Origin of the sequence: Luteolibacter sp. Y139 (assembly GCF_038066715.1) — a bacterium.
In the GTDB taxonomy this organism is placed as follows: domain Bacteria; phylum Verrucomicrobiota; class Verrucomicrobiia; order Verrucomicrobiales; family Akkermansiaceae; genus Haloferula; species Haloferula soli.
Genome location: NZ_JBBUKT010000009.1, coordinates 1 through 26,791, shown reverse-complemented (window position 1 = coordinate 26,791; position 26,791 = coordinate 1). Strand labels below are relative to the sequence as shown.

Genomic DNA, 26,791 nt, shown 5'->3' with positions numbered 1-26,791 from the left:
CCATGATGCAGCTCGTCACCCGCATGCTTGAACCTGCCTCCTCCCGCCCGCTGGAGGAGCAGGTGGTGCTGGCCGCGGAGCGCCGGCAGTTCTTGAAACGCCGCTGGCGTGGCGTGGCGGAGGACGGCACCGAGTTCGGCTTCGATCTGGAAACCCGGCTCGCCGATGGCGGCGTGATTTTCCAAGACGGTGGCAAGGACTACATCGTCCGCCAGCTTCCGGAGGCCGTTTACGAAGTCCCTTTCGAAAGTCCGGCCCATGCCGCGCTGGTGGCGTGGAAGACCGGCAACCTCCATCTGCCGGCGCAGATTTTCGACGATCGCCTTCGTGTGCTGCACGATGAAGCGATGGCGCAGCTGTTAGACCGGGAAGGCTGGGCCTTCACCGAGCCGGTGGTGCTGTTTCAACCCCTCAAGGCCATGGCCCATGCCGTCTGATGCGTCACGTAGCGGAACGGCTGCGCCGTTCCGGCAGGGCGAGGACCCCGCGAACATCGCCGCCCACGAATCCACCTCGCCTCCGCCCCCAGCCGGAACGACGCAGTCGTTCCGCTACGACGGCGATGCGCTCCTGTGGCTGATGCAGGCGAATGACTCCCAGTATCCCTCGGGAGCGTACGCGCATTCATACGGGCTGGAGGAATTGGTCGAATCCGGATCGGTAAAGGATGCCGCGGGACTGGAGCGATTTTTGGAAACGCAGATCGTCCCGGCGCTGCTCACTTTCGAGCTGCCTTATTTCGTCCGGGCCCATGAGGCGGCGCTGAAGGAGGATGCTGCCGGTTTGTTAGGACTGGATGCCGATCTGGATGCCTGGCGCTTGCCCGCCGAGACGCGCGACGCCTCGCGGCGCATCGGCTCGCGGCGGCTGGAGCTGCTGCGACAGCTTTCGCCATCGCCGCTGGTGGAAGGCCACCACGCGGCCTGTCCCTTCAGCCATCACCTCGTCGTGACGGCCATCGAACTCTCCTCCCTGCCCGTCGCCTTCGCGGCGCGGGCATTTGCATTCCAGACCATCACCGGGTTCGCCACCGCATCCATGAAGCTGCTGCGCATCGGCCAGACCGCTTGCCAAGGAATTGTCCGCCGCACGCTCGAACGACTCGGCAGCCATCTCGAAACCTCCCTCACCCGCCAGCCCGACGGCTGGTTCAATCCCTTGTTAGAAATTGCATCCCTCCGACATGCCCGCGCCGATGCCCGACTCTTCATTTCCTGAATCTGAATCCGAATCCAAGCGGCCCTTCCGTCTCGGTGTCGGCGGTCCTGTCGGCTCCGGCAAGACGATGTGCGTGCTGCGCCTTTCCCAGTGGCTGAAGGACGAGCTCTCGCTCGCGGTGATCACCAATGACATCTACACCCGCGAGGATGCCGAGTTCCTCCTGCGCGCCGGCGTGCTACCCGCCGATCGCGTGCGCGGCGTGGAAACCGGCGGCTGCCCGCACACCGCGATTCGCGATGACATCAGCATGAACATGGCCGCCGTGGTGGACCTCGAGCGCGCGCATCCGGACCTGAAGCTGATCCTCATCGAAAGCGGCGGCGACAATCTCTCGGCCACCTTTTCGCCGGAACTCGTGGACGCCTACATCTACGTCATCGACGTGGCCGAGGGCGACAAGATCCCCCGCAAGGGCGGCCCCGCCATCCGCACCAGCGACCTGCTGCTCATCAACAAGACCGAGCTGGCTCCCTACGTCGGCGCGGACCTCGACGTGATGGCCCACGATGCCGCGAAGCAGCGCGGCTCGCGGCCTTTCCTCTTCGCGGACCTCAAATCGGAAAAGGGCAAGGACGACCTGCTCGACTGGCTGAAGCATGAGTATCTCTTTGTCTAACAGGGAAGGCATCACCGGCCGCAGCATCCGCGGCCACCTCGACCTCCGCAGCGATGTGCGGGGCGATGGCACGCCATTTCTCTCCCGCCAGTCCTTCCGCGCACCCATCCATCTCAGCAAGGCCCATGTTGAGTCGGGTTCGCTGCTCGTTCACTTGGTCAATCCCACTGCCGGCTTCTTCGATGGCGACCGGCTCGACCTCAATGTCACGGCCGGCAAGGACAGCCGGCTGGTGCTGAGCACACCGGGTTCCTCGCGCGTCTATCGCGCTCGTGGCGAGACCCCAGCGGTTTGTGAGCAGCGGCTCTCCGTGGAAAGCGGTGCCTTCATGGAGTGGATTCCCGAGCCCTTCATTCCGCAGGCCGGTGCACGCTACTTCCAACGCACGGAGATCCATCTCGAGGAAAATGCCGGCCTTCTCTTCTTCGAGTGGATCGCGCCGGGTCGCGTCGCACGCGGCGAAGCTTTCGCTTATGAAAGCCTTCGTTGGGAACTCGACCTCCTTGCCCAAGGCAAGCTCGTCGCTCGCGAGCGCTTCGAGCTGAGGCCGGCCGATCACAGTCTCACTGCCTTGCGGGAGAAGTTCCCCGCGGCTCACTACGTGACCGTTTACACGGCTGGCATTGCCGACGAAGCGTGGCCCGCCGCCGAGCTGGATGCGCTCAACGACGAACGCACCTACCTCGGCCACGGTCCGCTGTTAGAGAATGTCCGCATCGTGCGGGCCTTGTGCGCGGACAGCTTGGCGGCACGCGCCTTGATCGGCGAATTGCGAGACTTGCTCTATCAAGCAGGCGGCCATCCGGTGCCCCGATTGGGCAGGCTGATTGCATGAAATTACGCGTTTCGACGCCATTCCTGTCGATTCGCGCCACAATCTCCCCATGCATGAGGGCATCGCATGGACCTATCCGTTAGGCAGGACTCGGTTTCTTGTCATTTAAGTCCCCGGGTTGGCATGGCGGCCACGGGAATGCTCAAGCGGTTTGGCGGGGAAGTCTCCACCGCACCAACCATACCGAACAACCATGATGAAACCAGTGAAGTCCGTATTCACCAGCGCCTTGATCGCCTCCTTGCTCGGAACGGCAGCGTCAATGGCCGGCGATGCAACCACCACCACGACCACGGCACCTGCTCCAATTGCCCCGGAGGACAATTTCTCCGGCACGTTCACGTTCGACCTGAACTCGCACTTCATCTCCTACGGCTTGGACGTGTGGGGTGATGGCAATGACTTCAAGGGCGGCACCTACAATCCCACGCTCGAGCTGACCTGGGCGCTGCCGAACAACTTCTCCTTCATCCTCGGCACCTGGTGGGACGTCAATGGCAAGGTCCCCTCGGCCATCGGCGGCAAGCTGCAGGAAATCGATATCTGGGCCGGCCTCGGCTACAAGATCGGTGACCTCAGCATCACCGGCCTCTATCAGAACTGGAACTACGCCAGCGGCAACGAGCAGATCGTCGACATCAAGTTCGCCTATGACTGCTTCCTGAGCCCCTCGCTCACGATCCACAACCGCGTCGATCCCGGTGCTTCCGGCGGCCACAACGGCACCATCCTGGTGGCCGGCATCTCCCACTCGTTCGATGTGGGTCCGGTGACGATCGGGATCCCGCTCAACGTCGCCTACTTCCTCGATGATGACTTCCACCCAGCCTCCACGGACAGCGGCTTCGGCTACGGTTCCCTCGGCGTGACCGCCACCTACGCCCTCGGCTTCCTCGGCGAAAGCTACGGCAAGTGGAACGTCCACGGCGGCCTCACCTACTACGTGACCGATGGCGACGTGGTCGCGAACTCCGACTCCGGCCGGCCGGACAATGACTTCCTCACCGGTACCATCGGTATCGGCTGCGCTTTCTAAGCAATCCCCCCTTCCTTGGTATCAAATCGGTTGCAGCGGGAAGGTCCGTTCCCGGGTCCCCCTAGGAACGGGCCTTTTCGCCGCTTGCTCCCTCTTAAAAACACCATCTGTCTAAATCATGACCCGCTCCCTTTTCTCACGCCTGCTCGCCTGTGCAGCGCTGACCACCGCCTTCGCGGCTTCCCCCTCCCGCGCCGAAGACACTGTCAAAGTCGGCGTCCTCCACTCCCTCAGCGGCACCATGGCCATCAGCGAAACCTCGCTGCGTGACGTGCTGCTCTTCACCTTCGACGAGATCAACGCCAACGGTGGCGTGCTCGGCAAGAAGATCGAGCCCGTCGTGGTCGACGGTGCCTCAAACTGGCCGCTCTTCGCTGAGAAGGCCAAGCAGCTCCTGGACGTCGACAAGGTCGCCGTGACCTTCGGCTGCTGGACTTCCGTCAGCCGCAAGTCCGTGCTCCCCGTCTTCGAGGAGAAGAAGGGCCTGCTCTTCTACCCCGTGCAGTATGAAGGCGAGGAAATGTCGAAGAACATCTTCTACACCGCCGAGGCCGTGAACCAACAGGCCACCCCGGCCGTGGACTACATGCTCGCGGAGGGTAAGAAGAAGTTCTACCTGATCGGCTCCGACTACGTCTACCCGCAGACCACCAACCTGGTGCTGCTCGAGTACCTCCTCAGCAAGGGCGTGCCGCTCGAGAACATCGGCGGTGGCTTCCGCAAGGAAGGCGACCAGATCGTCTCCGCCGGCAAGTACACTCCCTTCGGCCACACCGATTACCAGCAGATCATCGCTGAGATCAAACAGTTCGCCGCCGGTGGCAAGGCCTGCGTGATCAATACCCTCAACGGCGACACCAACGTGCCCTTCTTCAAGGAATACGCCGCCGCCGGCCTCACCGCCGAGACCTGCCCGGTCGTCAGCTTCTCGATCTCGGAAGACGAGTTCCGCGGCCTGCCCGCGAAGCAACTCGTCGGCCAGCTCGGCTGCTGGACCTACTTCCAATCCATCAAGTCCCCGGCGAACAAGAAGTTCACCGATGGCTTCCAGGCCTGGCTGAAGAAGACCGATGTTCCCGGCATCGTGAAGGAAGGCCGCGTCACCTGCTCGCCGATGGTGCTCAGCTATGACGGTGTCTACCTCTGGAAGGCCGCCGTCGAGAAGGCCGGCTCCTTCGACGTGGACAAGGTAAATGCCGCGCTTGAGTCCGGCATCTCCTTCGATGGCCCCGGTGGCAAGGTCACCACCCAGAAGAACCGCCACCTCACCAAGAACGTCTACATCGGCGAAACCCGCGCCGACGGCCAGTTCAAGATCCTCAAGGAATACAAGGGCGTCGTCGGCGAGCCCTTCCTCAAGGGCACCTACAAGAAGTAAGCCGCCCTTTCGAAATCGACTCCCCCCCAGAGAAGTCGCCACGACCCCGTCCCGTGCTCGCACGGGACGGGGTTTCGCGTTCAAGGGGTCTCTGAAACTGGGAGCGTGGAATTCATTCCGCCCGGCAAGCAGGCTCGCACCCCAGTGAACTGGAACAAAGGGCCTCCGAAAAATGCAGGGAAGGAACATCTTCCCATTCCGCTTTTCCGGTATGCCTAGGAGAGCGGAAAAGCGGAATTTGTAACTGACTCCCTCACCCTCCCACAGCTGACGAGCGCCTCTTCATCGCAAACCAAATGTCGCAGCCGACAAAATAATCATGCCCCGGAGCCAGCACGCTCCGGGGCATGAAAGAGGACAGTAGTGCAGGTTCAGTTCGACTCAGCTCAACGCTTGATCGAACCGACCACCGTGGCCACCGCGGCGGCGGCGGTCAGTTTCACGGCGTCCTTCGTGGTCACCACCTTCTTGCAGGCGAGGTCCGCGGACAGCAGCGTGGCGCTCACGAGGTAGAGCGTCGGCTTCTTGTAGTCGGACACCTTGCCAAGCTTGGCGTAGCGGTCAGCGATGGAGGTGCCGGTGGCGTCCACCGTGTTCTTCACGGTGCTGTCGATGCCGAGGATCTTCACCGTGGCGGTGAGGATCGAATTTTTCACGGCATCGATGTCATCGGTCACGCCGTCGCCATCGGTATCCACCTTGGGCGGCTCGGGAGCCTCCTCGATCACGCGCCAGACATGGACGAAGCCGGTGCCATTGGTTTCCGGATCCTTCAGCGAGTCCTCACCCGCGGCAAAGCCCACGTGGGGCAAGACGTGCGGCCTCAGGCCAAGCCCGGTGTAGGGCGTGGCGGTGGAGTAGTCCACGAGAGTGGAGCGATCCGCCCCCGAGATCACGCGGATGCCACCGGCCGGGCCGTTTGCAGCGGCGACGAGGCCGGGTGAACCGATCAACCAATCGATGGTGCCGTCCTGATTGTAGTCCAGGCCACCGCCGACATGCACCGGCGTGTAAGCTGGCAGCGTGGTCAGCGTGAGATCCACCAGTGTCGTGAGATCGCGCCCGGAGACGACGACCGCGCCACCACCGGAGTAGGAGCCGATCATGAGATCCGCCACGCCGTCGCCATTCACATCCGGAGCGCTCGCGAGCGACTCCCCGAGACGATGATACACCGCCGTGCCGGTGATCTCCGTGACGAGACCTCCATCCGAACTGCGGAAGAGGGAGACCTTGCCGGCAGAGTTTCCGTTCAGACGGTATCCGGGTGAACCAATCGCCACATCGGCCCGGCCATCGCCATCGATGTCGCCAACGGTGGCCAGCGTGGTTCCGAAGTTCGTAAACGATCCCGCCGGTTCAAAGATTCCCAGCGTCGTTCCATCGGCCACGGAGAGCAGGTGGACCGCACCATAGTAGCCGCCTGCGGTGGGTGCGCTGACGTAGAGGTCGTCAACGCCATCGCCATTCTGGTCGCCAGCGTTCTGGAGCACGCTTCCGAATTGCGATCCATCCGGTCCGGTCACCGTGGAGAGCAAGGCGCCGGTCTTTCCGGAGAAGATCCAGACGGCTCCGGCTCCGTAGCCATTCGGGCCGGATTGCCCGGGTGCGCCGACCGCGAGGTCAGTGACGCCGTCACCATTCGCATCGAGCGCGGCGAGTCCCAGGCCGAAGAACTGGGACGCGGCGAGGTTTCCCTGATAGCCGCGCAGCGTGGTGCCGTCCGCGCCGCTGATCAGGTGGACGACGCCCGCGCCGGAGTTGCCATCGACACGGTAGCCGGGATCGGAGACTGCCAGATCGGCGATCCCGTCACCATTGATGTCGCCGACGGCGACGTAGTTGGCCCCGAGCTGTTGGTGATCCGCAGAGGGAGTCAGGGTGAATGTCGGCTCCTGGGCGTGGAGCGACATTGGGGAGGTCGCGGCCGTGAGTGCCAGGCACAGACCGGTGTAGGGGTGTTTCATTTGGTGTGTGTGTGTTAGGGTGTTGGCGACCTCTCAGCTTGAAGGAAAAAATTCAACTGAAGTCAACAATCAGCCTAACAGTTAGAAATGCTTAAATATTAGGCACTCCTACACACATCGCCCTCACCCGTAGTGGCTCCGAATTTGCCTAACAGAGGCATGGGTAAACTACCGCTAAAGAAATTTTAGCGCCTTTCCGCCCTACCAATCCTCCAGCAGATCGCCCTGCGGAGACCACAAACGGGTCCGCCCCGCGGTCCTGCGGGGTGGAGTTTGGGTGCATCATCGCTTCACGGCGTGCGGTCGAAGCTCAAGCCGGGATCGCCCTCCGGACCACCGGCAAGGATGAAGGACATCTTCTGCGAAGTGCTGAACTTCACTTCGCCGACCATCTGGGCGTTCTCCGAGCTGAGAACCAGCAGGCCGCGGTCATTGATTTCCCAAGTGCCGGTCAGTTCGGTCGGGGAGGCCGCGTCCCTCTTGAAGGTCCAAGTGAAACCGGCGTCGCCCCGCAGGCTCAGGGTGACCACGCCATTCTCGGCGCGGTCGCTCCGCCACGTGCCGACGAGCTGCGTCGCGGAAGGACCTTCCACCTCTGGCCCCGCATCGCCGGGCGCTGGCGGGGTGGACTCCCCGGAGTCAGCGTCATCCGATTTCACCGATGCCCGCGCGAGCTCGCGGAGCTGGCGGCTGATGGTGTCGTCGGATCGCAGGCTGGAGACCTCATCGAATTCCTTCGCGGCGCGATCGAGATCGCCTCCGACCAGATAGTGATAGCCGAGCAGGAAACGTGGTGCGGGCTGGTCCGGCCTGGCGGCCACATACTGCTCCAGCTTGGCCAACTGGGTGAGGTAGCGGTCTTCGCTACGATAGAGGCCGACCATGGTCTCGCGATCCCAACCGGGACCGGAAGCGAGCAGCGGATGAAGCACACCGGCGGCATCCTTGTATTTCCCGAGCGCGAACAGCACCAGTGCACGATACTCGTGCAGCGCGGAATCGCCCGGCTGATACGAGATCGCTTCATCCACGGCGGACAGCGCGGTCAGGAAGTCCTCGTCACGGAAGGAATCGCGCGAGCGCTCCAGCGCGTCCGCCGAGCGGCTGGCAGAGAGATCGGATGCGATTTCGTCGCCCGACGTATACTCGCGGGAGATCACCGACATCGGCTGCTCGTAATCGATCACCGTGCTCTCGTAGTGGTAGGGCTCGGGCCGGTAAGGATTCCGATAGACGTAGTAGCCGGTATCGTAGACCAAGCTGCCAAGGCTCCAGCACGCGAGTCCCCAGGAGATCGGGTAGGAGCGGACGTAGTAGCCCGGGTAGGTGCACGGATACCAATTCGAGTAACAGTGGTTGTACCAGTAGGGGCTCCATCCGTAGTTCCAGTGGCCGCAGTACCAGCTGCGATGGCAGGCGGTGGACGCCCACCACGGATTGGCGCCCCAGCAGTTCGGACGATAGCTCCAGTTCACCGCGCAGCGGTAGTTCCGGTTGATCACGGCGGCATTGACCAGGCCGGACTGGGTTGCGTTGGACCACTTGCCCCAGTTCCCCCATTTCCGCTGGGTCACCGGATCAAGCTGGGCGGGCCTCGTCAGCACCCCGCCCTGGCTGATCGGGCGGGTCAGCGTAGGACGGCCCGGCTTGCCATCGGGACGGGCAAAGCCGACCGGGCGCTTTACAATGGACGGCGAGGTCTGGGTCGGCTGCCGCGGCGAAACCATCGGCCTCGCGGGCGTGCGGTTGAACGCTGTGGAATCGGGCGGGGTGACCTTTTTGGTCACCTCCGGCATCGGACGGATCGATGGCCGCGGCCGCGGCACGGACGGCGCGACGGTGGAGTCCGGACGAATCGCGGGCTTGAAGGTGGGACGGGTGGCCGGGACCGCGTTCGGCCCGCGGGGAGGCGTCGGCTTCGGGGTAACCTGGCTCTGCGGCTTCGGCTTGGGCTGGACCTGTGGCACGGGTTTCACCGTCGGCCTCACCATCGGGCGCGTCTGGGGCGTCACCCGCTGCGGCACGACCTGGCGAGGAGGCGTGGGACGATAGGTCGGCGTCGGCGTAGGGCGATAAGTCGGTGTCGGCGCCGGCCTGTAGGTCGGCATCGGGCGGGCCGTCGGTGCAGGCCGGTAAGAAGGAGCCGGGCTCGGGCGGACCGATGGCGCAGGGCGGTAGGCCGGGGCAGCCGAGGGTGCCTGGGGAGTACTACGCCCCGTCACGCGCTGGGCGGAAGCCACACCGGAGCCGAGGAGGGGAAGGATCAGGAGAGAAACGATCCAGCTGGATGGCGTTTTCATGGGGCGGAGGGGTTGGTTCCGGGCGTTACCGCCCTTGGGATCAATGAGACGGGTGGCTCGGCCGACTTATTCAGGAGATTTTCATGGTGGTGCCGGAGCCCGTGCTTGGCAAGGGTTCCGGGTTCCCGCGGAGGCCTGAGAAATACCCCAGCCGGTCTTTTTCCGGCCACCCCGATTTTTCCGCCCAAAATTGTCTTGCCACGGAACCCCGTCCGACTAGTTTTCCGCCCGCCGCACACGGCACCATTAACAAGACCCGTTCGTCTAACGGTTAGGACTCTAGATTTTCATTCTAGCAATAGGGGTTCGATTCCCCTACGGGTTGCCACTTTCCAAAAGCCATTCTCTCCGGAGGATGGCTTTTTTCGTGACCGGGAGCGCTAGGGTCGATCCAGCCTCCAGAGCTAGGCCTGCTAGTCAGCTTCCCGCGCGAATGGACCCGCGACGGCATCGCCGGGATCAGCTGATCCGGCGAGATAACCGGACTTCAAGGCGGACTCGCCCGGACGCTAGAAGCGGGCGGATTCCGCCGACCGGCATTAGCTGACCTCACCACCGCCCTCGCAGGCGGCGTGACGATCCTATTGCTGTCACCGTGACGCCGATCAACCCTGCGGGTCTTCGTGCGGATGCTTCATTTCATGAAGCTCGTGAAGCCGCTGTTGATGACGCTGGTGTTGCTCCGTCTTCAGCTTCTTTTGCTGGTCGTGCTGCTCCTGGAGCTTCCGTTTTGCTTTTGGATTCTTGTCGCCCATGGCTTTAGGGAATGGGTTCGTTGGGAAAAACTCGCCCATCCCCGCCACTTCGCAAGCGAAGGAATTAAAGGGAGCCAGGTCAGCCCTTGGCCTTCGCTTTCTCCTTTTCCAGCGCCTTCACGTACTTGCCAGGGTTTTTGTTGAATTTCTTCAAGCAAGGCTTGCAGCAGAACTCGAAGGTCTGGCCTTCGTAGACCGTGGAAACACGCTCGTCCATCTCATCGAGGCCATCGCCCGTGACCAGGCAGGTCTTCAGCGGGTAGGGCTTCGGCTTCGCGGCGGTCTTCTTCGTGACCTTGGCGGAAGCGGCGGCCGTTCCAGTGGCGGTGGCTGGCGCGGGACTGGCACAGGAGACCAGGCCAAACGCCAGTATGGTGAGCAGGAGGGTGGGTTTCATCGGAGTTTCGCGAGGTTGGCGTCGAGGTTCTTTTCAAACTTCGCCTCGCATGGTTTGCAGCAGAATTTCACTTCCTTGTCGCCATAGACTTTCGTCACCGGCGTGCCCATCGAGCCGAGTTTGTTGTCCGTCAGGGCGCACATGTTGCTGGTGTAGGGCTTCACTTTGGAAGCCGAGGTTCCGGTGCTGCTATTGGTGCTCGCGCAAGCGGCCAGTAGCATAGTGGTGATCAAGGTCAGGGTCGTTTTCATGTTCGTGTGTCGTTGCTGTTTTTGTCGTTCTGTTAGAAACGGAAGCGGATCCCTCCGCCGAAGCCGTGGTCGGAGTGATATTCCGTGGTCAGGGAGAACTGCTTGTTCAGCAGCCAATCCGCCCCGGCGCTCCACTCCCACTCGCTGCCAGTGTCGTATTGGATCTCGGTGAAGATGCTGAGCCCGTCGGTCACTTGGATCGACTTGCCGAGGCCGAGGCGGACGTCGCCTTCGCTGTCGAGTTGAGCGAAGCTATTAATCAAATAGGGCAGCCGATAGTTCACGCCGGCAAACGCGCGGTTCTCTTCGTCCTCCTTGTCGGTGAAGCGCCATCCAAGGACGCTAGAGAAGTTTGGATTGAAGTATCGGCTCCACGCGACATCCACCTCGTATTCGTTGTCATCGTCGCCGTAGCCGATGAACCAATCGGCATAGAAGTCATTGTGGGAATTCCGCAACGTGAGGCGGCCATCGCTCAGATGGCTCTGCACGCTGCCATCGAGGTAATAGTAAAGCGGATCGTGATCGTGCCCACCGCCATGAGGAACGTGGCCGAGCTGGCGTGGGTCGACCGTGCCGGTTTTCGCCTCGGGATTTCCGGGCAGGCAGCAGATGTCGTTGCAGACGATATTGGTGCCAGGCTTCAGCTTCCCGGGCGGCTGCCACTTCGGATCCTGATAGGAAAAGATCCGCGTCATCCCTGCATGCATGTGGTAGAGCAAGTGGCAGTGGAAGAGCCAGTCGCCGGACTCGCTCGCCTCGAACTCGACGGTGCGGCTCGCCATCGGCGGCAGGTCGATGGTGTGCTTGAGCGGCGAGTATTTCCCCTGCCCCATCAGCACGCGGAAGAAGTGGCCGTGCAGGTGCAGCGGGTGATGCATCATCGTGTCATTGATGAGCTCCAGCCGCAGGACCTCGCCGCGCTTGATCGGGATGATGCCGTCTTCGGCGAAGGTCTTGCCATTGAAGGACCACACGTAGCGCTCCATGTCGCCGGTGGCCCGCATCTTGAGCGTGCGGCGTGGAAGCTTCGCAGGCAGTTCGGTGGAGTGAAGCGCGCGCAACCGGGCATAGGGTGAAAGCGGGCGCTCGGGCTCGTGGTCCAGCGCCTCGGCTTCGCTCATCGGCTTCATGTCCATCTCGTCCATGGCCGCCATGAGATGGTGATCCATGCGGTAGTTGTCCGGCTTCGGGATATCCGCGGCCGGATGCTCCTCCCCTTCACCAATCCACACCGACGAATGGCCGGAGCCATCCTGGGAAGTCGCTCGGATCTCCCACTTCCCGGAAGGCGGCACGGTGACGAGCACGTCATACGTCTCGGCCATGCCGGTGAGCAGTCGCTTCACGCGAATCGGCTCCACCGCGGGGCCATCAGCCGCCACGATCTTCAGGGGACCGGTGGCCGACTGCAGGTAGAAATACGTCGCGGCCGCCGCATTGATGAATCGAAGGCGCAGCGTCTCGCCGGGCTTGCCGGGCAGATCGATCGACTCGCGGCCATTGGCGAGGAAGGCATCGTACGCCACGTCGGAAATGTCCATCGCCGGCATGCGGCTCTTCTCGCGCTCGAAGAATTCCTTCAATGCCCCGGCCTTCGCGGCCCCCGTCAGACTCTGCATGGAGCCTTTCTTGAACGAATACCAATCCCTGCCGCTGGCCAGCGTCCGCATCACCTCGTCCGCGCGCTCGTGCGTCCAGTCGGAAAGCACTACGACATGATCGCGGTCCGCCTTCACCGGCTCGCCGCCCTGCGGCTCGATGACGATGGAGCCATACACGCCCATCTGCTCTTGGAGCGTGGTGTGGCTGTGATACCAGTAGGTACCGGCGTGCTTGATGGGAAACTCGTAGGTCAACGTGGTGCCAGGCCGGATCGAGGGCGTGGTCACACCGGGAACGCCATCCTGCGGATTCGGCAGGATCAAGCCGTGCCAGTGGATGGAGGTGTCCTCGTTCTTGAGCTCGTTGTGAACGCGGATGCGGGCGGTATCGCCGACGTGGAAGCGGATCGTGGGACCGGGAATGCCCCCATTAACCGTGATGGCCCTTGTCTCGCGATGGCCGGGCGGTGCCCAATTCCTTTCGGAGATGTGGAGATCGTATTCGACCACGCGCGCGTGGGCCGCCGTTAGAGTGAGCAGTAGCAGGAAGATGGATTTCATTTCTTGAAGCGATGCAATGCATGGGGTCCGAATGCGGGCACGAGAGTGCCCGGCAAACACACCGGCATAGCGCGGCGATGTGCCGCGCGGCATCGCTTCAAATCAGGAACCTCTGGAGCATCACGAGCCGTAACCGCGGTGGCCCGGTATCGTGGAAGAAATCCGGCTGCGGCAAATCACGCATCGGCACCGGCGGCAGCACGATCGCCGCCATGGACGGCAATACCGGTGGCAACTCTACCGCCGTAAACCCCGGAACCACCGGCGGATCCTGCACCTGCTTCTGGCTCTTCGCCGCACAGGCACAAGCTTCCTTGTCCGAGTGCTTCTCTTTCTTCGTCCCTCCGCAGCAGTTGCTGACCTTCGCCGTCGCATCCGCCCTCGTCACGGAGCAGCAACAGGCCGGATTCGCGATCACGATCGCGAAGAACACGGCGAGGATGCTGCGGAGCAGATTCATGAAACGGACAGGCAAATGTAGGAGACCCTTTACCAATGGACTATTCTCTTACTTGTTCAAGATCGGAAGCGTGCCCCAGCGACGCCTGCAAGGAGCCCCGTCGCCATTCGCGGCCACGCAGCCACAGGAAGATCACCGGTGTGACTATCAGGATGTGAACGAGGCTTGAGATCATCCCTCCGATCACCGGGGTGGCAAGCGGCTTCATCACCTCTGCACCCTGGCGGTGACTCCACATGATCGGCAGCAGGCTCGCCACGATGGTGGCCACGGTCATGACCTTCGGACGAAGCCGCAGCCGGGCGCCATCCTTCACCGCCTGGACCAGATCGGCGTATTCGAAGGACTCGCCCTTCTCCGCGAGCCGGGCTTTCACCGTCTCCTCAAGGTATACGACCATCACGACGCCGGTCTGCACCGCTGTGCCGAAGAGCGCGATGTAGCCGACCCACACGGCACCGTTGAAATTGTAGCCAAGCAGCTTTTGCAACAGGACCCCGCCGCTCAGAGCGAAGGGCACGGCCAGCATGACATGGGCCGCCTCCAGCGCGCTATGATAGACGAAATAGAGCAGCACGAAGATGATCAGCAGCACGATCGGAAACACGAGCTGCATCGTCTTCACGAAGCGGCGCTGGTTCTCATACTCGCCGGTCATCTTCCACGTCATACCTCCCCAATCGAGCTTGCCCAGCTTCTGCTCCACCTCCTGAACGAAGCCGCCAAGGTCACGGTTCTGGACATTGGCCTGGACGTAGGAACGAAGCAGTCCGTTCTCCGAGGCGATCTCGTTCGCGCCCACCTCACGCGTGATCTTCGCAACCATGCCAAGCGGGATGTAGGGAACCGTCGCCTCGGCTTCGCTCGACGGCGCGCCTGCCGCGGAAGCACTCGTTCCGCCCGCCATGCCACCACGGCCAGCCTGAGAGGTGGCAGCACTCATCCCCGGCCGGGCAGCGACGAGGATGCGGCTAAGTTTTTCGATGTCGTCGCGCTCGCTGCGCTGCACACGGATCTGGATCGGGAAACGCTGCCGCCCTTCGATGGTGGTGCTGACATTCTTGCCGCCGATGGCGACTTCCACGGCATCGAGCACATCCTTGGCCGATAGCCCGTAGCGCGCCATCGCCTCGCGATCGACCTGGATATTCAGGTACGGCTTCCCCTGCACTCGCGATGGCGACACGCCGGTGGAACCTTCGATGCCGCGGATGAGAGCCTCGACCTCGAATGCCTTCTTCTGGATCTTGTCGAGGTTGTCGCCGTAGATCTTCACGCCGACTTGGGCGCGGATCCCGGTGTAGAGCATCAGGATGCGATTCTCGATCGGCTGGAGAAAGGCGGGCACGTAACCGGGCACCTGCTTCATGGTTTCAGTGAGCTCGGCTTTCAGCTTCTCGACGGTCATCCCTTCCCGCCACTCGGGATTGCGTTTCACGCCAAAGTGGCCGGAGGGAATGTACTCCGGCTTGAGCATGATGGTCGTCTCCAGCATCTCCGTCGGCGCCGGGTCGGTGGCGGTCTCAAAGCGGCCGAGCTTGCCCGCGACCGATGCGACCTCCGGCACTTTGCTCATCACCTCGTCCTGCCACGACATGACTCGCTGGATCTCGGTCAGTCCGGTCTTCGGGATCATCACCGGCATATAAAGCAGGCTGCCTTCATTGAGCGGCGGCATGAACTCCTTGCCGAAACCGGTCACCAAATTCGCCGTCCGCGGATGGCCGGAGTCGCGAAGCCATTTCACGGTGTCCCGTGGCAAGCCGAAGGCAACCAGCAGCGAGAACGTCAGGATCAGCATCGCCAGCGCCACCACGGTCTTGCGGTGCTTGAGCGCCCAATTGAGCACCGGCTCGTAGAGGTGCAGCAGGAACTTCATCACCACATTGCGGTCCTCGGAATGGAAAGGTCCGCGCACCAGCAGCGAGCACAGCACCGGCACCAGCGTCACCGCGAGCAGGGTCGAGCCGATCATCGCGAAGGTCTTGGTGAAGGCCAAGGGGTGGAAGAGCTTCCCTTCCTGTCCGGTGAGTGCGAACACCGGCACGAAGGCGAGGATGATGATCGCCATCGCGAAGAAGATGGGACGGCCCACCTGCTTGCAAGCGGCCAGGGTCACCGCCCACGTCTCGCGGGCATCCAGCTTGCCACCCTTTTCATCCTCGGCCCGCTCGCAATGGCGGATGACGTTTTCCGTCACCACGATCGCGGCGTCCACCAGCACACCGATGGCGATGGCGATGCCCGTCAGCGACATGATGTTACTGGTGATGCCGAACTCCTTCATCAGCAGGAACGACACGAGGATCGAGATCGGCAAGGGCAAGGTGACGATGAGGATGCTGCGGAAGTGCCACAGGAAAATGACGTGAGCCAAGGTCACGAGGATGATCTCCTCAACCAACGCGTGCTTCAACGTGTCAACCGTGTGGTCGATCAACTCACTGCGATCGTAGAAGGAACGGATCGTCACGCCTTGCGGCAAACTCGGTGCGATCCGTTCGATCTTTTCCTTCACCCGCTCGATCACCGCCTTGGCATTCTCGCCGGTGCGCATGACGACTGTGCCTCCGACAACCTCCTTGCCATTCACGTCGAGCGCACCACGGCGGAAGTCACCGCCGATCTGCACGGTGGCGATATCCTTCAGGTAGACCGGAGTGCCTTCCACCGCTTTCACGGTTACAAGTTCAAGGTCTTCCTTCGACGTCACCAACCCGACACCGCGTAGCACGAACTCCGCGCCATTCTCTTCCACCACCTTGCCGCCGACGTTGAGGTTTGCATTTTGGACGGCGGTCATCACCTCCATCATGGTGACGTTCGCCGAACGCATGCGGGTGGAGGAGAGCTCGATCTGGTACTGCTTCACGAAGCCGCCGATGCTGGCGACCTCGGCCACGCCCTGGACGCTGGCGAGCTGGTAGCGGATGTTCCAATCTTGCAACGAGCGCAGCTCGGCGAGGTCGTAGCCGCCGTCCTTCGCCTTCGCGGGATCAACGTCGAGGTAGTACTGATACACCCAGCCGAGGCCCGAGGCATCCGGCCCGAGCTGCGGTGTCACCCCTGATGGCATCGTGCTCTGGAGGAAGTTCAGCCGCTCCAGCACCCGCGCCCGGGCGAAGTAGGTGTCGACGCCATCCTCGAAGAGGACGGTCACCAGCGAGAAGCCGAACATTGAATTCGCGCGCACCTCCTTCACTCCCGCCACCCCTTGCAGTCCGGTGGAAAGCGGGAAGGTCACCTGGTCCTCGACCTCCTGCGGACTGCGACCCATGTAGTCGGCGTAGACGAGCACCTGGTTCTCGGTGAGATCCGGGATGGCATCCACGGGCGTCAGCCGCACCGCGCGCACGCCCATTGCGACGACGAACAAAGCCGCGCACAGGACGATGAAGCGGTTCTTCAAGCTCCACTCGACGATCTTTTCAATCATGGCAGCTCAGGGTTGGACCTCCTTGCCGCAATTCGGCATGGACTTGCCGAAGTACGGGTTGCCGAGTGGCCGGTCGGCGGTTTGAAGCCAGCGCGCCTTCTTCGACACACCGGGAATCGCTTCATCCGCCATGGTGCACTCCCACACGCGGAAGGCCGGCATGCCTTCACCCTTGCGCAAGGGCTCGAGCACAGCCACCGCCGCCTGCGAGAAGCGGTGGAAGGCCTTGCGGGCGGCGGCGAGATCGTCGGAGCCGTGGAAATGCCGAGCGTTGTCGAGTTCCGCGAGTTTGCCGGAGCGACCCGCCAGGGCATTGGTCATCGCAGCCGTGATTCCCATCGCCGGCTTGCTCGCCTCATTGAAGGTGGCAAGGTCATCGGCTGCCAGGGCATCAGCCATTGCATCGGCGACCTTCAAGAAGGCGGCCACCGACTTCGTTTGGTTGTCATCGAGTTTTTCGACCGGTACCGTGGTTGCCGGAGTGGCACCCGCCATGAACGTGCGATTCATTTCAGCTTGCCCGTCGATGAGCAGGTTGCCGTTGGTCACCACGCGATCGCCTTCCGCGAGTCCGGAGAGAACCTCGATGCGTGCGTCACCGCGACGGCCGATTTTCACCACGCTGCGTTCGTAGGCACCGCCATCGCGATCGACATACACGACGGCTTCGGCTCCCATCTGGATCACCGCGGAACGAGGAACGCCAAGCACCGCCGGAGCCTTCACTTCGACTTCACCATCCGCGTAGAGGCGATGGAGCAACTCGCGACGACCATTCACCAGCGGGTTCGACAGCTCCACGCGGATCTTCGTGGACCGCGTGGCTTCCTCGAAGTTCGGATCGATGAAGGTGACTTTTCCCTCGAAGGATTTTCCCGGCAGCGCGGGCGTGGTGACGATGACCTTTTGCCCCAGTTCGATCCAAGGCATGTCCATCTCGTAGGCGCGGAACATGAACCACATCGTCGAAAAGTCGGCGATCTCGAAGAGCTTCTCGCCCATCGTGACGTACTGGCCTTCATACACGTTTTGCGAAACCACGGTGCCAGTCATCGGCGCGAGGATCTCGCTGGTGAGCGCTTCCGCGGGCTTCGAATCCACGGCGGCGACCTGCTCGCCTGTTAGACCGAGCTGCTTCAGGCGGAGCGCGGCACTTTTCTTCAGCTCGCCGCCGAGTTGCCGGTACTCGCGCTCGGTCTGCAGCAAGGTAGGGCTGTAGAAGTCGGCCAGCGGCTGCCCTTCCTTCACATCGGCCCCGAGGTAGTTCACATGGAGCTTCTCAACGCGGCCATCGACATAGGCGGAGAGCACCCGGTGCCGGGAGGCATCGTCATCCACCGTTCCAGCCACGCGCAGCGTGCGGGTCAACGGCTCGATCGTCGCGGCCGCGGTTTCGACGTGCAGCACCTGGACCTGGCTCTGCGTGAGGGCCACCACGTTTTCGCCACCGGCTTCATCGAAGCCTTTCTCACCCTCATAGACCGGCACCAGCTCCATGCCGCAAATGGTGCAGCGGCCGGGCCTGTCGCTTTTGATCCACGGGTGCATGGCGCTCTGGTAGTAGAGCACCTTGCGGCTTGCGCCGGCCGCCGATGTACCGACCCCGTCGTGGGGACGGACGACGAGCCAGGTCGCGGTGGTGGCGATCGCGGCACCGATCAGGAATGCGAGGAATGTCTTCATGGCTTGGCAGGCGTGCGGGCAGGCACGAGCAGGTTGAGTTCTTCCAAGGCGGCGAGTTGAAGGGCGATCAGGCGCCGCTCCTCAAGGTGCGAGGCGAGCAACATGCGATGCGAATCGAGCAGATCCGTGAGCATGGACTTCGAGTTGATCCAGGCAGCCTGGGCCGCGTCGCTGGTCTGTTGGATCTTCGGATGAATTTCGTCGATGTGGGCGCGAGCCTGGGCAGCAGCCGTGGCCGCCTCGGTGACGGCAGCCTGGACCTTCCCGGCAATTTCGAGCTGCATGCTCGCGACATCCTTCTCCGCCGCCTTCTCGCGGGTCTTCGCGGCATCGATCGCGGCGCGGTAGGACCGGTCATTGAACCACGGCAAGTTCAGCTTCACGCCGACTGTGGTGCTGCGGTAGTCGCCACCCGAGTACATCGCACTCTCGATTCCGACCGCCACGGAGGGCAGCCGCTCACGATCGGCGATGCGTGTCTCGGCATTGGCCGCCGCCGTCATTTCACGCATCGCGCGGACCTGCGGATTCGCGCGGGCGATGCGGGCAATCTCTGCCGAAGCAACCGGCACCGGCGGCGGATGGTCCGGCAAGGCGAGGGGTGGCCACGGTGATTCAAGGGCGCGGCCCAGCACCAGATTCAGCCGTGCGCCCAGGCCCTCGCGGGTGCGCTTGGCCCCCGCGAGCATCTGTCGTTCGCTGGCGAGCTCGCTTTCAAGGCGCAGGGCATCGACGCTGGTGGCAGCCGGATCGAGCGCGCGCTGGCGGGCGTTCTCGGCCATCTCGCCGAGCCACGAAAGCTGCTGTGCCTGGACTTCGATCGCCTCGTCGGCCAGCGCCAGCTCGATCGCAAGACGCGCCGCCTCCGCACCGATCTCGAGAGCGGAGCCATGGAACTTCTCGACCTCGGAGCGTTGCATTGCCTCCGCCTTCGAGCGCTTGGCGGCATAGAGCCCTGGCTTGGGCAGCGGTTGCTCGATGCCGACCAACACGTCGCCATCATCCCTGCGCATTTCGCGCGGGGCCGCCATGAGCGACAGGCCTGCCATGGGATCGTCCCACAGGCGCACGGTGCCGACGTCTTGCCCGGCCGCGGTGGCGCGCAAGCCAGCGGACGCCACCGCCGGATGATGGCGTACCGCTTCCGCGCGCATGCGCGCGAGGAAACCGGCATCCACCACCTGGGGCTCGGCCGCTTGCAAGCACCCCGATACCATCGCCAAGGCGATGAAGGTGCGGTTCATGGCGGATTCAGGGTTTGGGCGCTTCGAGCTTCGCCAAGTACTTCGCCGGGTCCTTCTCGAACTTCGGCTGGCAGTGCTCGCAGCAGAATTTGATCTCCTGTCCGTTGTGGACGATGATCACGGGTTCGCCCATGCCACCGAGCTTCTCGCCGGAAACGAGGCAGACATTGAGCGGATACGGCTTGGCCCCGGCGTGCGCGGCCGTGGGTGCCGGCGCGGGAGTCGTGGATGAGGCCGAGACGGCTTTCTCCTGCTTGTTGCAGGCGCTGAGGAGGAAGGCGAGGGAGCTGAAAATGAAAAGTGGTTTCATGATGATGATGAAATTGGAATCGTGATGGGAACTCAAGTGTCTCCGCCATCGCGGCGGAATACGGCCGGGCGCGGAGGTGCGTCGAATGGACGCGAAGCAAGCCAACGCCGCAGGGGCGCAAGCATTCACGATCCCGGCTTCAATTCAGCCACCGGGAATAACGCGCCAATAGCAGGCGCGGCGGGTCACTGCCGGTATACGGAGACCCGGCCAGCACCGGCAGGTCCACCGGTGACGGCGGCACCAGCCAGGAGAGATCTGGAACGACCGGCACGAAGGGAAGCACCGCCGCCACGGGCAGCGTCGGATTCTTCACCTCATCGCTCGGCTCCTTCGCCTTGCAGGCACAGGGACAGGGCGACTTCTCCTGCTTCCCGGAATCCTGGCTGTGCGCTTTTTCCACGCAGCACGGCCGGGCACCCGGTGCCTCCTTCGCCTCCGCCGAGCAACAGCACCATGGCACTGCGATCAGCAGCGCCATGAGGGTCGCAAGGATGGAGCGAAATGGATTCACCGGTCTTGGGAGACTTGAAGGCTCGGGATATTCCTAGCCGCAAGATGAGCGCGGGACAAGAGAAGCTTTGACGAGGGTCAGCCCCATTGATTGAGGAGCCAGGAAAGAATCAGCACCTGAGGCACGGTGAGCAAGGGAAGCGCGAGCGCGGCCTTCCACGACTTCGTCACTTCACGCAGCACCATGACCTCGGTGTAGTCGGTCGCGGCCCCGGCCATCAGAAAGGCGAAGGAATTGCCAGGGGCGGCAGCACCCTTGAGCAAATCCGCGGCGATCGGGCTGGAGCCTTCCGAGCAAACCTCGATGACAGTGGTGGCGATGAGCGTCAGCGTGAGGCCAAGCATAGTAGGACCGAACAACATCTTGAATTTTTCCGGCGGCACAAACGCCCGGATCGCCGCAGCCAGCACCACCCCGAAGAAAATCCAGCGCAGGATCATCCGCGATTCCTTCAGGCCATCGCGCGTGATCGCTTTCAGGTTCGCGACAGTCGGCTTCACCCGCGAGAACGCCTCACGAAAAGCCGGTCCCAACCTGAAGTCTTCGGGTAGCTCGCGATGATTCGGGTTCGCGGGCAAGACACCACGCTTCACCAAGCGATCGGCCAGCCAGCCAGTGAGAACCCCAATCACCATCGAGAGCGCGATGAAGATCAGCATCCACTTCCAGCCGATCAGCGAGGCAAGGATCAGCGTGAGCGAAAGCGAGTTCCACGGACTCGCCACCAGGAAGGCCAGCGTCTGCCCCAGCGAGGCGCCCTTCCGGTAGAGCTGTGCGCCCACCATGAGAATGCCGTGATTGCAGAGGTCGAGCAGCGTGCCCGCGAGCACCGCGCGAAGGATGCCGGTGAAGCTGCCGCTCTTCCCTAACAACCCGGACACCAGTTCCTGCGGTAGCTGTCCGATCACACCGACCGCAACGATTCCCGCGAGCAGTCCCCACCAGGACTTCGACATGAACTCCCAGCTCCCGTGCGCGAACGTGCTCCAACATTCCGGGCCTGTTCCGATGAAATGCCCGGCGATTCCGAGAGCGACGAGCACCAGCGAGCCCCACAGGATCCAGTCGATCTTGCGGCCGCTGGGAGCACAGCAAGAGGCAGCGCTGTCATCGCCACCACCGCAGCACGAAGGCTTCGTCTCATCCACCGGCGCGCAGCATGAGGGCAGGGAAGCAGCCCGCTCTGCTGGCTTCAGTCCGGGCAGACGCCGGATGGCTGGGGCAGCATCAGGCTCCTTCTCCGGCAAATCGGGATCACAGCAGGACTTCATGGCGATCAGGCGAGGCGGCGTTTGTAGAGGGCGACGAGTTCTTCCAAGCGGCGGTCGAGCTGCTTGGGATCCGAGGCGGCTTCGGTCACGCAATGCGTCACGTGATCCTCCAGCAGCTTCGCCTCCAGTGCCCGCAGCGCTGCATGGACGGCGGAAATGGTGTTCAGGACTTCCGGGCAATCGCGGTTCTCCTCGATCATCCGGCCGATCCCCTGGACTTGCCCGACAATGCGGTTCACCCGCCCCAGCAGGGGCTTCGTCTGGCAGCAGTCGCGTTCCATGAACATACCCCTAGGGGGTATTCTCATAAGCGCAAACCGTTTTTTTTACGCCTACTGATCCACCAGACCGAGTAGCGGTAGGTCACGGTCTTTTCCTCACCCGCTGCCAGCTTGATCGTCCACGCCAGCTCCCGCTGCGGATTCACGCTCGTGACGCCTTCGGTGCGCAGCCGGGTGACCGGCTTGCCCTCCGACTCCAGCATTTCACCGGAAAAGCCCGCCCGGATATCGAGCGTCACCTCCTTGTTGCGGAAATTGTGCAGCTCCAGCGTGCCCTTCACTTTGGTCCGCCGGTAGTCGTTGCCGCCCACCCACACCACTTCGCGCTGTCCCTCTTCTTCCATCTCCGTGGAGCGGGTCTGCAGGCTGAGTGCCTTGGTCACGCGCAGGCAGGTGGATTGGCCGGGGTTGACCCATTGGCTGAGACTCTGGCCACGAAACCGACCGGCCTCGGTGATCACGACCGGCGTGGTGGTCAGCGGGAAGTCAAAGGGATTGGTGAACTTCAGCGCGTCCCAAGGCTCGTTGCCCTCTTTCTCGGAACGCGAGAGATAGTGCCCCCTGCCGTCCCGGGGATCGGTCACCACCCACTCGACCACCCGCTCGCACTTCGTTTCCGCCGCGGGCAACTCGAGCGAAAGCGAGTCACCCGGCTCCAGGCTGCGCTTGCCGACGGACTCGTAGTAAAGGTCATCGCCCGCGCCCTTCTCTTGGAAATCCGGCAACGTCGCCGCAGCAGTTGGAGCCATCGAGTTGTACATCACCAATTGCTGGGATGCCGCACCAACGCCACTGCCCGCGGGCTGGCCGAGCTGCTGGAAGAAAGCCGCGAGCGTTGCCCCTCCCCACAGCGCGGAATCGACGTGCGCGAACTCGATGTTCGGAAAGCCGGAGATGAGCTGCACCTCGGTATCCTGAAGCACGATCAATTCGTTCCTCACCACCGCGCTGCGGCGGATTGCCAGCTTGCCTCCTTCTTTCAGGTCCAGGCGGTACGAGGGAGCCCAGGCGAGACCACGGGCCAGATAGGAGATGCGCACCCGCCCGCCATCCTTCGGCGGCTCCGCCACCTCGAAAACCATCACCGGTTTCTCCACCTTGCGGGTGGCCGGAGTCTCCTCGCCATCCACCGAAAAAGAGGCGATCGAGCCAAGATCCACGAACTGCCGTCCTCGCTCGCCCTCCAGCACCAGGAAATTTCCAGTGCTCACCGGTAGCTCCATCCGCGCGCCCTGTGTCACCGACAGCCACGGATTCGGCGGGCTTGAGAAGGCACTGTCCCATGTCTTCTTCGCCGGCTGCTCGGGCAGCGTCCATACCTTGCCCGATATTACCGGGGATTCGCCACCCTCGCTGCCTTTCTTCAAGCGCACCGTCAGCGTCTGTCCCGCCAAGTCACGCTGGAGTTGGCCCGTGGGCCCGGCAGCCGGCTCGGCAACCATCCGGGTCGTCGCACGGACGCTCACCACGCCGTCACTTTCGACCCAGAAGCTGCCGTGGATGCTGCGCGGAAGATCTTCCCATCGATAGCTGCCGGCTTGCTTCGCCTCGAAGGACGCGCGCACCACGGCCACGCCGTTCTTGAACAAGCCGACCGACTCGATTCGCGGCACCACCGGCAGCTCCTCGGCGGCGTGGAGGGCACATGCAAACAGGAGCGCGATCGAAGGAACGAGTTTCATCAGCCTCGGAATAGCGTGTCGCCCGCCGTCTGTCCGTAAACGCTCGGTAAATGCCCCGCTCCCCCGGAGCGGTCCACCGCGACACGCTCCTTGACTCCCCCCGCCAGCGCCCGCACCGTGCCGCCGCTTATGGCTGAACACCAAACCGCCGACCTCTCGGCGCTGGATACGGACGCTCTGAAGAGCCGTCTGACCCAGCTCGGGAGGTATCTTTGACGTCCCCACCTTGCAGCGCGAAATCGCCTCGCTCGAGGCCGCGATGGGTGATCCGAATTTCTGGAACAATCAGGAAAAGGCCCGCGCCACCAACACGCGGATCGCCAGCCTGAAGAAGAAAATGGGGGCCTTCGACAAGTTGAATGGCCGCTACGACGACCTGCTCGCGGGCATCGAGCTGGCGAGGGAATTCGACGACGACGATGCCAAGGCGGATGCCTTCAACCTGGCTGATGAACTCGACAAGGACATCGCTTCCTTCGAGCTCATCACCCTGCTGGACAAGCCGGGCGACATGGCCTCGTGCTACCTCATCATTCAGGCTGGTGCCGGCGGCACCGAGGCCTGCGACTGGGCCCAGATGCTTTACCGCATGTACCAGCGCTGGGCGGAGCGAAAGGGCTTCGCCTGCGAGACGGTGGACTGGCAGGACGGCGACGGTGCCGGACTGCGCGGCGCGACGATGAAGATCACCGGCGACTACGCTTACGGCTACCTGAAGAACGAGCGCGGCGTGCATCGCCTGGTCCGCATTTCGCCCTTCGATTCCGCGGGTAAACGCCACACGTCCTTCTCCTCCGTCGATGCCACTCCCGAGGTGAACGACGAGATCAAGATCGAGATCAACGACAAGGACATCGAGATCACCACCATGCGCTCCGGCGGCAAAGGCGGCCAGAACGTGAACAAGGTGGAAACCGGCGTGCTCTTGCGTCACTTGCCGACCGGCATTCTGATCCGCTCGACCAATGCGCGCTCGCAGGGAGCCAACAAGGAACTTGCTTACGAGATCCTCAAGGCGAAGCTGTTCCAACTCGAGGAAGACAAGCGCAAGGCCGAGTCCGAGCGCGCCTACGGCGAGAAGGGTGACATCGGCTGGGGCAACCAGATCCGTTCCTACGTTTTCCAGCCGTACCAGAAGGTGCTCGACCTGCGCACCGGCTACGAGTCCGGCAACATCCAGAACATCATGGATGGCGACATCGATGGCTACATCGAGGCCAAGCTGCGCGGCAAGGTCCGCGTGAAGGGTGGCAACAACGACGACGAATGATCGTGGAGGCGGCACGGCCTTCGTGCCGCCAGCTTCCCTTCCTCAATCAATACTTCGGCAGGAGCGGCGTCAGCAGCTCCTTCCAGATCGCGTAGCCGGCGTCGCTCATGTGCAGGCCGTCGCCGACGAAGAGTTCGGGAATGGCGGTGCCGTTCTTGTCCACGAAGCGGTCGCAGGAGCCGGCCACGTAGGTGATGCGCTTGTCGGTCTCGGCGGCTTTCTTGAAGCGGGCATTCAGGTCAGCCTCCTTGTCGCGGATCGAGACACGCTGCGGGCTCGGCCGCACGGCCATCACGATCAGCTTCGCCTGCGGGCACTTCTCGAACAGCCGGCGCTGGAACTCGGCGAAGTCCTCCTCCACCTGCTCCGGCGACTTCTTGTCCCAGAGGTCGTTTCCCCCGCAGTAGAAGATCACCAGCGACGGCTCGTAGCGCAGCAGGCAGCGGTCGAGGTAGTGGTTCACGTCCGAGATGTGGCTGCCGCCGAAGCCGCGGTTCAGCGCCTTCAGGCCGGGGAATACCTTCTTCAGGTCCAGCAGCCGGATGCTGGAGCTGCCGGTGAAAACGATTCCGCCCTTCTCCGGCGGAGTCTTCGCGTCCGCGGCATCGAAGGCCACGATCTCCTTGTCGAAGCGGGCCGGATCAGGGTCCGGGCCGGCGAAGGCAAGGACGGGAAGGAACAGGGAAAGGAGGAGGAATAGCAGGCGCTTCATCGCCTCCCGTTACCGCCGCTCCGGCTGCTTTCCATCACCGGATCCGGTCATAGCGCGTCCGCGCCACCCGTACACGAAAAGGGGCCGCACACTCATGCGGCCCCAATGAATTTCGTCATGAAATTTTCATACCCTGAAGGCCGGAGCCCCTTCGGATGTGAAGACTCTGCCCGAAAATGCGGGATCTGTCATGTCCCCAAGATTTGGGACACACGCGAGAAAGGCACCCGTGAGCCGGGATCAGCGGCGGCGGCGGAGCAGGCCGAGAGCACCCAGGGCACCAAGAAGAGCGATCGAAGGCTCAGGAACGAGCTGGAAGCCGGAATTGAAGCTACCGTTATTCTGTAGGAGCGAAGTTCCCTTGAGATCTTCGATCATGGTGGTCGCGTTCATTGTGATGGCACCGAGAGCAGGAACGGAAGGTCCTTGGTAGATGCCAATGCCGTCGGCACCCTCAAAAAAGAGATAGGTTTTATTGCCGACGGCGCCCATTTCTGTGGCTCCGGAGCTCACAAGAGTTCCGTTCGTAAAGGCAACGGCACCCCGGACTAGACCGGGATCGGCGGTAAGCAACGCCTCAAAGGCGGCGCGGGTCGTGACGCTGGCGACCTGGGCGGCATTGAGATCGACCGAAGACGAATAGAAATAAGCCGAACCACTCGCTAGAGTGGTCGTTCCATAGGTGATAAAGCCCGTCGGAGTATTGGCGACTCCAACGAGGGTCACGGTAACGGCATTTACGACGCTGAGGGAGGCCGCGACGATGGCGAGGGGAGCAATGATTTTCATATGAGGTATCGAGCCCACTATCAGTCAGGACAGTTCCGTCAAGATCATGGCTGAACTCACCCGGAGTCGCCGCCCCCCCTTGTGGCCCCATGATTCAAGAGACCTGCCGGAGCTACCAAAGCGCGATCCGGGCAACGAAAAGGGGCCGCACACTCATGCGGCCCCAATGAATTTCGTCATGAAATTTTCATACCCTGAGGGCCGGAGCCCCTTCGGAT

24 protein-coding genes and 1 tRNA gene are annotated in these 26,791 nt (G+C 62.7%); 8 read left to right on the top strand and 17 right to left on the bottom strand.

All coding sequences use genetic code 11. The features are described 5' to 3' along the window. Positions 1-23 precede the first annotated feature (23 nt). The 6 genes from WKV53_RS20270 (at position 24) to urtA (ending at position 5,086) form a co-directional block, all read left to right on the top strand. Positions 24-437 (top strand): urease accessory protein UreE, encoded by a 414-nt coding sequence (locus WKV53_RS20270; RefSeq protein WP_341406620.1) that lies wholly within the window; start codon positions 24-26, stop codon positions 435-437. Beyond that, on the top strand, positions 427-1,218 hold the full coding sequence (locus WKV53_RS20265; RefSeq protein ID WP_341406619.1) for an urease accessory protein UreF: 792 nt from the start codon (positions 427-429) through the stop codon (positions 1,216-1,218). The genes WKV53_RS20270 and WKV53_RS20265 overlap by 11 nt, the downstream gene beginning before the upstream one ends. Beyond that, positions 1,196-1,837, top strand: coding sequence for an urease accessory protein UreG (gene ureG, locus WKV53_RS20260; protein WP_341406618.1), 642 nt, complete (start codon positions 1,196-1,198; stop codon positions 1,835-1,837). The genes WKV53_RS20265 and ureG overlap by 23 nt, the downstream gene beginning before the upstream one ends. Continuing rightward, positions 1,818-2,672: an urease accessory protein UreD gene (locus tag WKV53_RS20255; RefSeq protein ID WP_341406617.1), complete on the top strand. Its 855-nt coding sequence runs from the start codon at positions 1,818-1,820 to the stop codon at positions 2,670-2,672. The genes ureG and WKV53_RS20255 overlap by 20 nt, the downstream gene beginning before the upstream one ends. 193 nt (positions 2,673-2,865) lie before the next feature. Next, a complete protein-coding gene (locus WKV53_RS20250; protein WP_341406616.1) occupies positions 2,866-3,708 on the top strand; it encodes a hypothetical protein in 843 nt (280 codons plus the stop codon). 118 nt (positions 3,709-3,826) lie between these two features. Beyond that, entirely contained in the window at positions 3,827-5,086 is a 1,260-nt protein-coding gene (urtA, locus tag WKV53_RS20245; protein WP_341406615.1) for an urea ABC transporter substrate-binding protein, read from the top strand. Between the two features lie 386 nt (positions 5,087-5,472). Here the strand turns inward: urtA and WKV53_RS20240 are convergent, their stop codons facing one another. After that, the gene (locus WKV53_RS20240; protein WP_341406614.1) at positions 5,473-7,053 is read right to left on the bottom strand and encodes a hypothetical protein; all 1,581 of its coding nucleotides are present in this window, start codon (positions 7,051-7,053) and stop codon (positions 5,473-5,475) included. 290 nt (positions 7,054-7,343) lie between these two features. Continuing rightward, positions 7,344-9,353: a tetratricopeptide repeat protein gene (locus WKV53_RS20235; RefSeq protein ID WP_341406613.1), complete on the bottom strand. Its 2,010-nt coding sequence runs from the start codon at positions 9,351-9,353 to the stop codon at positions 7,344-7,346. 253 nt (positions 9,354-9,606) lie between these two features. On the opposite strand from WKV53_RS20235, the gene WKV53_RS20230 reads away from it, so the two are divergent. Next, positions 9,607-9,681 (top strand) — tRNA-Glu (locus WKV53_RS20230). 277 nt (positions 9,682-9,958) lie between these two features. On the opposite strand, the gene WKV53_RS20225 is transcribed toward WKV53_RS20230, so the two are convergent. The 13 genes from WKV53_RS20225 to WKV53_RS20165 all read right to left on the bottom strand — a co-directional run bounded on the left by WKV53_RS20225 (position 9,959) and on the right by WKV53_RS20165 (position 23,802). After that, a complete protein-coding gene (locus WKV53_RS20225) occupies positions 9,959-10,108 on the bottom strand; it encodes a hypothetical protein (protein ID WP_341406612.1) in 150 nt (49 codons plus the stop codon). A gap of 79 nt (positions 10,109-10,187) precedes the next feature. Then, positions 10,188-10,505: a YHS domain-containing protein gene (locus WKV53_RS20220; protein ID WP_341406611.1), complete on the bottom strand. Its 318-nt coding sequence runs from the start codon at positions 10,503-10,505 to the stop codon at positions 10,188-10,190. Then, positions 10,502-10,756 (bottom strand): hypothetical protein, encoded by a 255-nt coding sequence (locus tag WKV53_RS20215; protein WP_341406610.1) that lies wholly within the window; start codon positions 10,754-10,756, stop codon positions 10,502-10,504. The genes WKV53_RS20220 and WKV53_RS20215 overlap by 4 nt, the downstream gene beginning before the upstream one ends. 32 nt (positions 10,757-10,788) lie before the next feature. Continuing rightward, positions 10,789-12,921, bottom strand: a complete 2,133-nt coding sequence (locus tag WKV53_RS20210) for a multicopper oxidase domain-containing protein (protein WP_341406609.1) — start codon at positions 12,919-12,921, stop codon at positions 10,789-10,791. Between the two features lie 97 nt (positions 12,922-13,018). Continuing rightward, the gene (locus WKV53_RS20205) at positions 13,019-13,381 is read right to left on the bottom strand and encodes a hypothetical protein (protein WP_341406608.1); all 363 of its coding nucleotides are present in this window, start codon (positions 13,379-13,381) and stop codon (positions 13,019-13,021) included. A gap of 40 nt (positions 13,382-13,421) precedes the next feature. After that, positions 13,422-16,817 carry an efflux RND transporter permease subunit gene (locus tag WKV53_RS20200; protein ID WP_341406607.1) on the bottom strand — a complete coding sequence of 1,132 codons (3,396 nt, stop codon included), beginning with the start codon at positions 16,815-16,817 and terminating at the stop codon, positions 13,422-13,424. A 6-nt stretch (positions 16,818-16,823) separates the two neighbouring features. Further along, on the bottom strand, positions 16,824-18,500 hold the full coding sequence (locus WKV53_RS20195; RefSeq protein WP_341406606.1) for an efflux RND transporter periplasmic adaptor subunit: 1,677 nt from the start codon (positions 18,498-18,500) through the stop codon (positions 16,824-16,826). After that, positions 18,497-19,744: a TolC family protein gene (locus WKV53_RS20190; protein ID WP_341406605.1), complete on the bottom strand. Its 1,248-nt coding sequence runs from the start codon at positions 19,742-19,744 to the stop codon at positions 18,497-18,499. The genes WKV53_RS20195 and WKV53_RS20190 overlap by 4 nt, the downstream gene beginning before the upstream one ends. A gap of 7 nt (positions 19,745-19,751) precedes the next feature. Then, a complete protein-coding gene (locus tag WKV53_RS20185; RefSeq protein ID WP_341406604.1) occupies positions 19,752-20,054 on the bottom strand; it encodes a hypothetical protein in 303 nt (100 codons plus the stop codon). A 139-nt stretch (positions 20,055-20,193) separates the two neighbouring features. Next, complete coding sequence (locus WKV53_RS20180) at positions 20,194-20,568, bottom strand: hypothetical protein (RefSeq protein ID WP_341406603.1); 375 nt, start codon at positions 20,566-20,568, stop codon at positions 20,194-20,196. 77 nt (positions 20,569-20,645) lie between these two features. Continuing rightward, positions 20,646-21,839: a permease gene (locus WKV53_RS20175; protein ID WP_341406602.1), complete on the bottom strand. Its 1,194-nt coding sequence runs from the start codon at positions 21,837-21,839 to the stop codon at positions 20,646-20,648. 5 nt (positions 21,840-21,844) lie between these two features. After that, positions 21,845-22,120: a metal-sensitive transcriptional regulator gene (locus tag WKV53_RS20170; RefSeq protein WP_341406601.1), complete on the bottom strand. Its 276-nt coding sequence runs from the start codon at positions 22,118-22,120 to the stop codon at positions 21,845-21,847. A 23-nt stretch (positions 22,121-22,143) separates the two neighbouring features. Further along, entirely contained in the window at positions 22,144-23,802 is a 1,659-nt protein-coding gene (locus WKV53_RS20165; protein WP_341406600.1) for a hypothetical protein, read from the bottom strand. Between the two features lie 129 nt (positions 23,803-23,931). Between WKV53_RS20165 and prfB the strand changes: the two genes are divergently transcribed. Further along, positions 23,932-25,072 (top strand): peptide chain release factor 2 gene (prfB, locus tag WKV53_RS20160; protein WP_341406599.1). Its coding sequence is split into 2 segments (ribosomal slippage): positions 23,932-24,009 and positions 24,011-25,072, totalling 1,140 coding nucleotides; the frame shifts between segments, so codons are not numbered across the junction. A gap of 46 nt (positions 25,073-25,118) precedes the next feature. On the opposite strand, the gene WKV53_RS20155 is transcribed toward prfB, so the two are convergent. Next, a complete protein-coding gene (locus WKV53_RS20155) occupies positions 25,119-25,784 on the bottom strand; it encodes a GDSL-type esterase/lipase family protein (protein ID WP_341406598.1) in 666 nt (221 codons plus the stop codon). Between the two features lie 240 nt (positions 25,785-26,024). Beyond that, positions 26,025-26,573 carry a PEP-CTERM sorting domain-containing protein gene (locus WKV53_RS20150; protein WP_341406597.1) on the bottom strand — a complete coding sequence of 183 codons (549 nt, stop codon included), beginning with the start codon at positions 26,571-26,573 and terminating at the stop codon, positions 26,025-26,027. Between the last annotated feature and the right edge of the window lie 218 nt (positions 26,574-26,791).